Raw genomic sequence first — 12,084 nt, forward strand, 5'->3', positions numbered from 1 at the left:
CGCTCGAGAGTTCTAGAACGCTGGGGAGGTATTGCATGATCACGAACGAGAGAAGGGGTGGTGGGCTACTGCTGGGCGGGGCGGCGGCCCAGCTGGTCGAGCTCGCGCAGCACCGGCGTCCTCGCGATCACCTTGGTGAAGCTGACTTTCTCGCTGGCCAGGGTCAGACCGCCGACCACGGCCAGCACGGCCAGCTGCCCCTTGCGGCCCAGGCCGCTGACGGCCGCGGTGCCGAGCAGGGCCCCGGCGGCGTTGGCCCCGGTGTCGCCGAGCATCGCCTTCTCGGCCAGGTCGACGGGCAGCAGCCCGGCGCCGGCGCCACAGGCGACGGCGACGAGACGGCCCGCGGGTGACCCTCCGGAGGCGGCGGGCGCGAACAGCAGCGCCACCTTGATCGCCCGGCCCGGTCGCAGGTCGAAGAGGTTCATCAGGTTCGCCGAGCCGGCCACCACCGCGCCGGAGACCAGCGTGTCGGTGGCGGCACTGAGACCGCGCACGAGCGGTCCGGAATCGTTCAGCTCGCGACGGGAGGGCACCAGCAGCGCCACGACCAGGCCGGTCGCCCCGATGCCGAGCACCTTCAGGCCACCGGTGGTGACGTGGCCGCGGGCGAGCTCACCGAGGTGACCGCGCAGGCCCTTGCTCTTGCCGGTCTCGCGCAGGTCGTCGATCGCGCCGAACGTGCCGCCACCCACCGTGGCGACCACCGCGGCGGTCTTCACCCGGGCCGGGATGCCCGGCGTCAGCACCGTGGCGGCGGCCGCGCCCAGCGTGTAGGCCGGGCCCTCGAGCAGGGTCAGCGTCTCGCCGCGGTGATTGGTGCGCTCCCACAGCTTCCGGCCGCCGGGCGGGTTCTTCAGCAGCAGTTCCCAGGCCCCCCGGGCAGCCAGGGCCGCACCCCCGGCGACGAGCAGCCGGCGGATCACTTGTCGCCCTTCTTCTTGCTCGTGGCCTCGGTGGTGGGGGTCTCGACCGGGCGCACCGTGATCGGCGGCAGGATGTCGTCCACCCCCTGGGCGAAGCCGTACGAGCCGGATCCCCCGGCGAGCTGTTCCTGCAGGGCGAGCACGGCGGACGCCACCCCCATCGCGGTCGAGCCGGTGTCGACGGTGGACACCTCGGCCTCCACCGTCTTGTCGTCGCGAATCGAGTCGAGCACCCCGCCGCTGGTCGCGGCCGAGGCCGGGCCGGTGGCCACCGCGCCGCCGCCGCTGGAGTCGAGCCTGGCGACCAGGGAGACGTACGCGGGCACACTGTCGCCGCCGACCCCGGCCGTGGACGAGGCGTCGCTGATGGCCTCCGGGTTGGCCGGGACCACCACCAGGGCGGCCGAGGCCAGGCCGTTCACGCTGCCGTCGACCTCGATCAGCCCGGCGTCGGTCAGGCCGCTCAGCGCGGTCGCGGCGTCGGCGGTGTCACCCGAGGCAGCGCCGCTGACCGAGGTGACGACCGAGGTCGACAGGGTCTGGGCCAGGCGCTCGCCGGTGGTGCCGTCGGTGGGCACGTACCCGCTGGGCAGCTTCCCGGTGAGGGTGCTGAGCGTGTCGGTGCGGCCGGTCTCCTTGTCGGAGGCCGTCCAGTCCTTGCTGACGTTGATGCGGCCGGTGACGCTGCCGCCGGCCGTGGTCACCGCGTCGGTCAGCGGCTCGACCACGTCGTCCTCCACCCCGGGCAGGGTGACGACGACGATCGAGCGCCCGGTCAGCGCCCCGGCGATCAGGGCGGGCGTGGTGGCCTGGGCGAACTCGTCGCGGTGGGTCACGGCCGAGTTCGCCGTGGCCAGCTGGTCACGCAGGTCGTCGCGGTCCAGGCGCAGCGCGTTGACCTGCTCGGTCAGCGTGGAGCCGATGGAGTCCTGGAGCGGCCCGGCGCCCAGCACGATGCCGACCGCCAGGGCCAGGAACACCGAGATGAGGGAAACGAGGTGGTACCGGAAATCGATCATCAGCTGAGGAATCCCCGCCAGTTCTGCGTCAGTGCTTCCGGTGCAGGATCGGTGAACCAGCCCTGCACCCAGGAGGTCAGGTCGTCCCAGCGCGCCCCGATCAGCGAGTAGAACGTCTGCCCGCCCTCGGTCGAGGCGAGCGCGACACCCAGCGCGACCAGCCCGGCGATCGCCAGGACGGCGAGCTGCCAGTTGCTGATGCGCTGGCGGTAGAGCCGGGACACGCCCTTGGCGTCGACGAGCTTGGTGCCGACGCGCAGGCGGGTCAGGAAGGTGCTGGCCATGCCGGCGCGGCCCTTGTCGAGGAACTCGACCAGGGTGGCGTGCGTGCCGACGGCGACGATGAGCGAGGCGCCCTTGTCGTCGGCCAGCAGCATCGCGACGTCTTCGCTGGTGCCGGTGGCCGGGAACACCACCGGGTCGACGCCGAGCTCGCGCACCCGCACCAGGCCGGGCGCGTTGCCGTCCCGATAGGCGTGCACGACGATCTCGGCGCCGCAGGTCAGGGCCTTGTCGGAGACCGAGTCCATGTCCCCGACGATCATGTCGGGGGTGTAGCCGGCCTCCAGGATGGCGTCGGCCCCGCCGTCCACCCCGACGAGCACCGGGCGGTACTCGCGGATGTACGGGCGCAGCGTGGCCAGGTCTTCCTTGTAGTGGTACCCGCGCACCACGATGAGCGACTGCCGGCCCTCGAACGACGTCTTCACGTCGGGCACGCCGACGCCGTCCAGGAGCAGGTCGCGCTCCTTCTTCAGATACTCCATGGTGTTCGCCGCGAACGCCTCGAGCTGCACGTTGAGCCCGGCGCGGGCGTCGTCCATCGCGGCGGAGACCGTGGCGGCGTCCTGCTTCGTGCCGCGGGCCACCACCTGGCCGTCGACCCAGATCTCGTTGCCGTCGATCCGGATCCGGGTGCCCTCGGTGATCGTGGTGAGGACGGAATCGCCCACCCCGTCGATCAGGAGCACCCCGGCCGCGAGCAGGATCTGCGGGCCGAGGTTCGGGTAGCGGCCGGAGATGCTGGCCGCGGCGTTCACCACCGCGGCCGGCCGCACACCGACCAGGGCGTCCGCGGCCACCCGGTCGATGTCGGTGTGGTTGATGATCGCGATGTCGCCCGGGTTCAGGCGCTTGGTCAGGTCTTTCGTGCGACTGTCGACCTTTGCGACGCCGTGGACGCCCGGGCCTTCCGCCGGCTCGGGACGGCGGCCACGGGAGAGGGACGGCAACTTCACGGGTCCGATCGTGCCATGTCCGGCTCGGTCCTTTGGCCGCGGAAGGTTCCGGATGACAACGATTCGGAACCGATCACCCGGATCAGAACCCGGTTCCGGTCCCGAGGATCACCCGGGTGACGCATCGCCGGACCGGGAAACCTCAGACCAGCTGCCGATCCGCCTCGGCCATCTCGAGCAGTTCCTCGGCGTGCGCCTGGGCCGAGCCGGAGTCCTCCAGGCCGCCCAGCATGCGAGCAAGCTCACGGATCCGGCCCTCGGTGTCGAGGGTGTGCACACCGCTGCTCGTAACCTCGCCGCTGAGCGCCTTGCGCACCAGAAGATGCTGGTCGGCGAAGGCCGCGACCTGCGGTAAGTGGGTCACCACGAGCACCTGGCTGTTACGGGCGAGCCGGGCCAGGCGCCGGCCGATGCCGAGCGCCGCCTTGCCGCCGACGCCGGAGTCGACCTCGTCGAACACGAACGTGGGCACCGGGTCGACCGCGCCGAGCACGACCTCCAGGCCGAGCATGACGCGCGACAGCTCACCGCCGGAGGCACCCTTGCCGAGCGGACGCGGCGACGCCCCGGGGTGCGGTGCGAGGAGCATCTCGATCTCGTCGGCGCCGTCCGGGCCGAACGCCACCGGCGGGCCCTGACCCAGCATCGTGGCGGTGTCACCGGCCGGATCGGTCAGGTCGATCGTGCTGTCGGCCTCCAGCACCAGGCCCTCGTCGTCCGGCTTGTACGTCACCTCGACGAACAGCCGCGAGCCGACCATCGACAGTTCCTGGAGCTCACCGGTCACGGCCTTGGCCAGCCGGGCCGCCGCCGCCCGCCGGGCCTTGGTCAGCGCCACGGCGTGCCGGGCCAGCGTGCTGCGCAGCTCTCCGAGCCGCGCGGCCAGCTCGTCCACCGACTGCTCGTCGTTGTCCAGCTCCAGCAGCCGCACCGACGCCTTCTGCGCCCAGGCCAGCGTGGCGTCGACGTCCTCGCCGTAGCCCCGCACCAGATGGCTCAGCGTGGCGCGCCGGTCCTCGACCCCGGCCAGGCGCACCGGGTCGGCCTCCACCCCGGCCGCGTACGACGCGCACTCGGTGGCCAGGTCGTCCACCAGATAGCCGATCTCCGCCGCCCGCCGGCCCAGATCACCCAGGGCCGGGTCGTGCGCGGCGCCGCCCTCAAGCGCCCGCCGCACCTGGTTCATCAGCGCGGCCACGGCGTACCCGCTGCCCTCCGACTCACCCGACAGCGCCTCGTTGGCCGTGGCCGCCGCCTGCTGCAGCCCCTCGGCGTGCGAGAGGCGCTGCGACTCGGCCTTCAGCTCGTGGTCCTCCCCTGGCTGCGGGGCGACCTTCTCGATCTCCGCCAGCCCGGCGCGCAGCCGCTCGGCCTCCGCGGCGCGCTCGGCGAACTGCTGGGTGATCTCGCGGTGCTTCTTGTCGAGCTTGCGCATCTCGGCGTAGGTCTTGCGGTAGGTCGCCAGCGCCTTCGCCACCGTGGCCCCGCCGAAACGGTCGAGCGACTCCCGCTGACGTGATTGCGACTGCAACCGGATCTGGTCGCTCTGCCCGTGCACCGCCACCAGGTCGCCGGCCATCTCGCCGAGCAGCCCGTTGGGCACACCGCGCCCACCGACGTGGGCCCGCGACCGGCCCTCGGCCGAGACCGTGCGGGCGATGACGAGCGTGTCGCCGTCGTCCAGCTCCGCGCCCGCCTCGATCGCCTTGCCCACCGCCGCGTTCTTCGGATCGAGGACGAGACGCCCCTCGACCAGGGCGCTCTGGTAGCCCTCACGGACCGCCCCGGCATCCGCCCTACCACCCATGAGCAGGCCTAGCCCGGTCACGACCATCGTTTTACCGGCGCCGGTCTCACCCGTGACGACGGTCAGTCCGGGCTTGAATTCCAGCACCGCGTCGTCGATCACGCCCAGACCGCGCAGGTGCATCTCCTGAAGCACGTCGACGACTCTAGGGCAGGTTTTGAGTAGTCGGCGAGGCCGACGGCCCGGTTCCGTCCGGGTTCTTCCCGGATCCGCCGTTCGAAACGGTGTTCGAAGGACATTCCGGACCCTTGACTGACGTCTCCGGCGAATCGACGCGGTCCCGCCACTCGCGTGAGGATCCGTCCGAGCCCCGCAGAGCGCGTCCGCGCCAGCCGTGGACCGGCAGACCGAACTTGGCCACGAGCCGGTCGGTGAACGGCGGACGGGCCAGCCGGGCCAGCCGCACCGGCACCGCCGAGCGCCGCACCTCGACCCGTGCGCCCGGGGGCAGGTCCATGCTGCGGCGGCCGTCGCACCAGAGCATCGCCCGGCCGGGCGTGCCCTGCACCAGCTCCACGGCCGGCACCGACGTCGGCGCCACCACCATCGGACGGGCGAACAGGGCGTGGGCGCTCAGAGGGGCCAGCAGCAACGCCTCGACCTCCGGCCAGACGATCGGGCCACCGGCCGAGAACGCATACGCCGTCGATCCGGTCGGCGTGGCCATGACCACACCGTCGCACCCGAACTCGGTCACCGGCCGGCCGTCGACCTCGATCACCACCTCGATCATGCGCTCGCGGTTGGCCTTCTCCACCGAGGCCTCGTTGACCGCCCACAGGTCGGCGATCTTCTCGCCGTCGACGTGCACGGCGACATCGAGCGTCATCCGTTCCTCAACCTCGTAGTCGCGCGCCGCGATGCGCTGCACGGTGTAGGCCAGGTCGTCGCGCTCGGACTCGGCCAGGAACCCGACGTGCCCGAGGTTCACCCCCAGCAGCGGGGCGCGATGACCGCGCACCAGCTCGGCGCCGCGCAGGATCGTGCCGTCACCGCCCAGCACGATGACCAGCTCGATCGCGTCGAGCGGATCCTTCGGGCTGGTCTGGTGCAGCAACTGCATCGTCTTGCCGGTCAGGCCCTCGGAGTCGCTGGGCATGACGATGGGCTTGATGCCGGCGTCCACGAGCAGGTGCACGAGCTCCTCGGCGGCCGCGACGGCAGTGTCCCGGCCGGTGTGGGCCAGGACGAGCACCCGGCGGTCGGGTGTGCTCATGAAGCTCCCTCGATCGGTGCTGTTGCTCTTGTCTGTGCTCTTGTTCGCGTGCCGACCGGACGTCTCACGCGGGCCCGTCGGCGATGGCCTGCTCCAGTGCGGCCGGCTCCAGCGGCGGCGCACCGGCGGTCAGCCAGAGGAAGAACTCCACGTTGCCACTGGGACCCGGCAGCGGGCTCGCCACCACACCCCGGACCCCGCGACCCAGCTCGAAGGCCGCGTCCGCCACCATGCGCACCGCGTCCGCCCTCACCGCCGGATCCCGCACCACACCGCCTGAACCCAGCCGCTCGCGCCCCACCTCGAACTGGGGCTTCACCATGAGCAGCAGGTCCGCGTCCGGGGCCGTACATCCCACCAGCGCCGGCAGTACCAACCGCAGCGAGATGAACGACAGGTCCCCCACCACCAGCGACGGGGCGGGGGCCACTTGTTCCGGCTGGAGCTCACGAATGTTGGTGCGGTCCAGCACCGTCACCCGCGGATCCTGCTGCAACGACCACACCAGCTGCCCGTAACCGACGTCCACCGCCACCACGTGTCCCGCGCCGCGGCGCAGCAGCACGTCGGTGAACCCGCCCGTGCTCGCACCCGCATCCAGACAGCGCCGGCCGGTCACGTCGATCTGCGGGAAACGGTCCAGCGCACCGGCCAGTTTGTGCCCACCCCGGCTGGCGTACCCAGGATCGGACTCGTCCTTCTTCACCACGATCGCGACCGCCGGGTCGACCCGGGTCGCGGGTTTCGAGGCCGGCCAGCCCGCCACGGTGACGCGCCCGTCGTGCACGAGCTGCGCGGCCGACTCTCTCGAACGAGCCAGTTTGCGGCGTACCAGTTCGGCATCCAGCCTGATCAGCTTGGCCATCTAACTCTCTACATCCGCGAGCCGGTCCTGCAACGTCTGATGGGCCGATTCATAGGCCTGGAGCTGGAGATCGAGGTCCGCGCCGAACGAGTCCGACACCAGTTCCATCGCCTCGTCCACCGCGCGGTCCCCCGTCACCGGGGGCTTCGGAGCAGAAATTGAGGACGAGTCGGCCGGCGCATCGGTCCGCGGTTCCGTCGGCACCGGTTGCGGATGACCTTGTTCGTGATCGTGCGAACCTTCCCCGGGAGGTGGGGGCACCGCCGGGTTCCTCAAGGGCTGGGGGATTGCCCGATCACGAACAAGGCCGGAGTCGATATCCACTTCACCTGCTCTACGGCCTGTTATCGCCTCATCTGAGATGAGCCGGGAATCATCGCCCGTCAGATCGTCCTCAAGCTGATCTTCGGGCTCTTCGGGCAGGTCCCAGGGCTGGGGCGGGCGGATAGACAGGGGGGTGGCGCCGAACGAACCGGGCAGGCCTGTGCGGACGGGCGGGTACTCGCTCGTCACGGTGTTCCCTCCGGGCTCGTCGGGCTGACGTGGGTGGACATGCTGAGCGTCACGCTACCGGCCCCAGGGGCCGTCGCTCTCCATCGCGTAGAGCTCGCTGAGCAGAGCCTCGGAACCGGCCACGTCGTCGTAGCGGTCCTGGTAGGCCCAGGCCGCCACGCAACCGGCCCGCAGCAGATTCAGCGCGTCCGAACCGGCGTCGATCACGATGACCGCGCCCTTCCCGACGCGGACCCGCGAATCACCGACCGTGACCAGGTCGCCCTGCACCTTCGGGGCGGGGTGCGGTTCGAGCAGGCCACCGAGGTCACGGGCGATCAAGTGGGGACGCGTGTGCGCGGGGGCGGCGATCAGATCAGTCACCCGGTGCACACCGGTGAGCACGATGAGACCCACCAGGCCGGCGGCGCGGGCGCCCTCGAGGTCGGTGTCCAGCCGGTCGCCGACGACGACGGCCTTCTCGCTGCCGTAGCGGGCGGCGGCCTCCAGGAACAGCGTGGGCTGCGGCTTGCCCGCCACCTCGGGCTGAACCTTCGTGGCGGTGATGACGGCCTCGACCATCGTGCCGTTGCCGGGGGCCGGGCCGTACGGGGTGGGTACGGTGGCGTCCATGTTGGTGGCGATCCAGGGCAGCCCGGCGCGGACCGCGCGGGTGCCCTCGACCAGCAGTTGCCAGTTCAGGTCGGGTGAGAAGCCCTGCACCACGGCGACGGGCTCGTCGTCCATCGAGCCGACCGGCTTCAGGCCGGTGGCCTCCAGCGCCTCGTAGAGCCCGACGCCGCCGACCACCAGCACCTTCGACCCGGCGGGCAGGCGCTTGGCGAACAACGCGGACGCGGCCTGCGCCGAGTTGACCACGTCGTCGTCCTGCGCGTGAACACCCAGCTCGCGCAGATGCTCGGCCACGACCCGCGGCGGCCGGGAGGCGTTGTTGGTCACGAAGGCCGTGCGGGTGCCCTCGGCCCGGACCCGTTCCAGGGCCTCGGGGGCTCCGTCGACGGCCTTCGGCCCGATGTAGACGACCCCGTCGAGGTCGAGCAGGACGGTGTCGAACTCGGCGGACGGCGCGCGGTCCAGCCCGATCAGCGTGGATGAAGAACTCACAGGACGTCACCGTAGTCGTCCCCCGCCATCAGGGTGTCCTCGGCCTGCACCGGCTCGGCGTCCGTCGTGGTCACCGGCTGGTCGAGGACCATCGGTTCGTCGTCGCCGTCGATCAGGGCGGGCACGTACTCCGGCTCCGGATCCACGCCGTCGAGAAGGTCGAGCCCGGCCGCCGGCTCGGGCGAGGGCTCCCCCGGTTGTGGCAGGACCACTGTCTCGGACTCGTACGGTTCAGGTGCCGGCGGTTCGGGTGCCGGCGGCGCCGCTTGCGGTGAGGGCTCCGAACTGAGGACGAGTTCCAGGGCGTCCGTCTCCGGGGAACCGAACGCGTCGGTGTCACTGACCATGGTTGTTCTCCATCCGTCCGTGGATCGCTCCGGCAAACGACCGGGGCCGGGCGACATGGAATGTCACCCGGCCCCGGTACCGGCGATTCACGTCCGGATCACGGACGCGGCTCGCTTACCGGTCGGTGTTCTTGTCTGCATCCTCGCTGCCGCCATAGTCGAAGCGCATCTCGAGAGGCGAGCTCTTCCCACTGTCGGCCTTGACGTCGGAGCCGGCCTGCGGCTCGTCGTCGTCTTCTTCGTCCTCGTCCTGGTCGTCGAGGTCGTCGTCCTGGTCGTCGAGGTCGTCGTCCTGGTCGTCGAGGTCGTCGGCGGCGTCACGGATCTCGTCCGTGTCGTCGTCGGCGCCGTCCACGTCATCGGCGTCTTCAACGTCGTCGGCGTCCAGCTCGAGGTCGATGACCTCGAGCTCCTCCTCGTCGAGGCCACCGACGCCGGCCGTGCCGTCCGGGTCCTCGGCCATGGCGCGGGTGCGCCAGGCGTCGGCCTCCTTGTTGCGCTTGGACTGCTTGAGCGCCTCGGAGTACGCGAACCGCAGACGGGCCAGGCTCGGTGAACGCCGGTTGCTGTCGAGGTCGGGCACCTGGAGCACCACGACCGCGGCGTCGTACTCGCCCATGTCGGCGCGGGCGCCGGACTCGACGATCTTCAGCTCGATGCGACCGTCCTGGTCGAGCGTCCTGGCCTCGGCGCTGCGGGCCAGCTCGAGCGCCCGCTCGGGACGACCCAGGCCACGCTCGGCGTCGGCCATCACCGGGAGGTGCTCGTTCGAGCCCGAGATCCGGCGGTGGGTGCGCAGTTCGGCGAGGGCCTCGGCGTAACGGCCGGTGCGGTAGGCCGCCAGGCCGGCGGTCTCCCGCACGACGCCCAGCCGCGACCCCCGCTTGCGGGCGGCAACCGCGTGTTCCCAGGCCAGCTCGGGGTCGGACTCGATGAAGTAGTTCGCCGCGGCCAGGTGCGCGCCGGTCTGCACCGCGACCTCCCGGCTCAGGCCGGAGAGCTCGGTGCGGACGTCCTTCTCGAGCATGCTCGCGCTGATGCCCTCGGGGATCTCCGGGTCACGACCGACGATCTTGCGCGTCGAGATCGGGCGCAGGGTGCGGCCGTCGTCGGAGCGCTGCGAACGGGTGTGGGTGGCCGGACGACGCTCGGTCCGGTCCCGGGACTCACGTCCGCCCCAGCTCTTGCCGGCTCCGCCGCCCGAGGGACGCTCGCCCCGGTCGGGACGCTCCGAACGCTCGGGGCGCTCGTAGCTCTTCGCCGGGCTGCCCTCGCCCGAACGCGCCTCGCGGGGCTTGTCGTCGTTCCAGCTGCGTCGCTGGGCCGGGAAACCGCCCTCGTTGGAACGCGACTCGGTGTTGTTGTCCTTGTCGCCCCAGCTGCGCTTCTGGCCGGTGAAGCCGGCGCGCTCGCCGCTCGGGCTGCTCTGGCCGCCGGAGCGGAAGCCGCCCCGGTTGTCACGGTCGCCGCCGCCCCGGTTGTCACGGTCGCCACCGGAACGGAAGCCACCCCGGTCACCGCTGCCGCCGGGACGTGAGCCGCCCCGGTCACCGCGGTCGTTGCTGAAGCCGCCCTCGCGCTTGAAGCCGCCCCGGCCGCCCGGACCACCAGAACGGAAGCCACCGCGGTCGCCGCCACCACGGTTGTCACGGTCACCGCCGGAACGGAAGCCACCGCGGTCGCTGCTGCCGCCGTCACGACCGGCGGGCTTGAAACCGCCACGGTCGCCGCGGTCGTTGTTGAAGCCGCCCTCACGGGGGCCGGACCGGAAACCGCCGCGGTCGCCGCCGGAGGAACCACCCGGACGGAAGCCGGGACGGTCGCCGCCCTGGCCGCCGGAGCGGAAGCCACCACGATCGCCGGAGCCACCGCGGTTGTCACGGTCACCACCGGAACGGAAGCCGCCCCGGTCACTGCCGCCACGGTCGCCACCTGTGCGGAAGCCACCACGGTCGCCGCCGCCGCGGTTGTCACGGTCACCACCGGAACGGAAGCCGCCTCGGTCGCTGCTGCCCCCGTCACGACCGCCGGGCTTGAAGCCACTACGGTCGCTGTTGAAGCCACCTTCGCGCGGACCGGACCGGAAACCGCCACGATCGCCGCCCGAGCTGCCCGGACCACCGGAACGGAAACCGCCCCGGTCACCGCCCGAGCTGCCGGAACCGCCACGGCTGTCACGGAATCCACCTCGGTCGCCACCGGGACCGCCGGAACGGAAGCCACCGCGGTCACCACCCTGGCCGCCGGAGCGGAAGCCGCCACGATCGCCGGACGGGGCGCCGGAGCCACCGGAGCGGAAACCACCACGGTCGCCGCCCTGGCCACCGGAACCACCCGAGCGGAAACCGCCCCGGTCGCCATTGGAACTACGGTTGTCGCGGTCACCACCCCGGGGGCCACCATCACGGCTAGGTCCACCCGAGCGGAAACCACCGCTGCCGGAGGGACGCGAGCCGCCGCGCTCACCGTCACGGGAGAAGCTGCCGCCCTCGCTGGAGGATCGGGACGTACGCATGCCGGCCACCCGGCCGCTGCCGTACGAGCTGCCGCCACGGGACGGGGCGCGGCCACGGTCACCCGTGCGCGACTGCCCGTCCCGATCGCCACGGCCTCCGGCCGACCCTCTACTGGGACCGCCCTTACCGGACTCGTTCGATCGAGGACGCTGCCTGTCGGGCTCGCCGGCCATGACTTCCAATCCTTTGACTGCTCGGTGATGCTTCGTTCATCGTGCTCGCGCTGCGAGGCGTCGTCATCGCAGGCGGAAGCCATGGGCCCGGGGCGCGCCGCATCCGGGACGCCCAGTTCCGCCATATACCGGCGGCCAGCACTGTTCAGAAGACGTACCAGTACATCACGAGCCTGGCACTGCTCCCGCCGTCCGTGTCGACGTGGACCCGAACAGCGGCATGGAAAAACAGTGATGGCGGCCTACTCCTGGTCCGTGTCCGTTGCCCCGGAATCGTCGCGCCCTGCGATTGACGCGGGCGCGGATTCAACGGGTGAACACGACCATGAACTGGAGCGGCCGCCACCACTATCTATGAAG

General features: G+C 71.5%; 10 protein-coding genes. All 10 read right to left on the reverse strand.

Annotated elements, in window-relative coordinates:
- Window positions 1-65 precede the first annotated feature (65 nt).
- On the reverse strand, window positions 66-926 hold the full coding sequence (locus LR393_RS24885; RefSeq protein ID WP_231487122.1) for a hypothetical protein: 861 nt from the start codon (window positions 924-926) through the stop codon (window positions 66-68).
- Entirely contained in the window at window positions 923-1,945 is a 1,023-nt protein-coding gene (locus LR393_RS24890; protein ID WP_231487123.1) for a copper transporter, read from the reverse strand. The genes LR393_RS24885 and LR393_RS24890 overlap by 4 nt, the downstream gene beginning before the upstream one ends.
- On the reverse strand, window positions 1,945-3,177 hold the full coding sequence (gene steA / locus LR393_RS24895; RefSeq protein WP_269327839.1) for a putative cytokinetic ring protein SteA: 1,233 nt from the start codon (window positions 3,175-3,177) through the stop codon (window positions 1,945-1,947). Before steA ends, LR393_RS24890 begins: the two co-directional genes overlap by 1 nt.
- 148 nt (window positions 3,178-3,325) lie before the next feature.
- Window positions 3,326-5,125 carry a DNA repair protein RecN gene (recN, locus tag LR393_RS24900; protein ID WP_231487125.1) on the reverse strand — a complete coding sequence of 600 codons (1,800 nt, stop codon included), beginning with the start codon at window positions 5,123-5,125 and terminating at the stop codon, window positions 3,326-3,328.
- 10 nt (window positions 5,126-5,135) lie between these two features.
- Entirely contained in the window at window positions 5,136-6,206 is a 1,071-nt protein-coding gene (locus tag LR393_RS24905) for an NAD kinase (RefSeq protein WP_231487126.1), read from the reverse strand.
- A gap of 64 nt (window positions 6,207-6,270) precedes the next feature.
- Window positions 6,271-7,071: a TlyA family RNA methyltransferase gene (locus LR393_RS24910; RefSeq protein WP_231487127.1), complete on the reverse strand. Its 801-nt coding sequence runs from the start codon at window positions 7,069-7,071 to the stop codon at window positions 6,271-6,273.
- Window positions 7,072-7,584: a hypothetical protein gene (locus LR393_RS24915; RefSeq protein WP_231487128.1), complete on the reverse strand. Its 513-nt coding sequence runs from the start codon at window positions 7,582-7,584 to the stop codon at window positions 7,072-7,074.
- 54 nt (window positions 7,585-7,638) lie between these two features.
- On the reverse strand, window positions 7,639-8,688 hold the full coding sequence (locus LR393_RS24920; RefSeq protein ID WP_231487129.1) for an HAD-IIA family hydrolase: 1,050 nt from the start codon (window positions 8,686-8,688) through the stop codon (window positions 7,639-7,641).
- Window positions 8,685-9,035 carry a hypothetical protein gene (locus LR393_RS24925; protein ID WP_231487130.1) on the reverse strand — a complete coding sequence of 117 codons (351 nt, stop codon included), beginning with the start codon at window positions 9,033-9,035 and terminating at the stop codon, window positions 8,685-8,687. The genes LR393_RS24920 and LR393_RS24925 overlap by 4 nt, the downstream gene beginning before the upstream one ends.
- A 115-nt stretch (window positions 9,036-9,150) precedes the next feature.
- On the reverse strand, window positions 9,151-11,550 hold the full coding sequence (locus tag LR393_RS24930; RefSeq protein ID WP_231487131.1) for a tetratricopeptide repeat protein: 2,400 nt from the start codon (window positions 11,548-11,550) through the stop codon (window positions 9,151-9,153).
- Window positions 11,551-12,084: the final 534 nt, after the last annotated feature.

The organism is Kineosporia mesophila (assembly GCF_021129235.1).
Classification (GTDB): Bacteria; Actinomycetota; Actinomycetes; order Actinomycetales; family Kineosporiaceae; genus Kineosporia; species Kineosporia mesophila.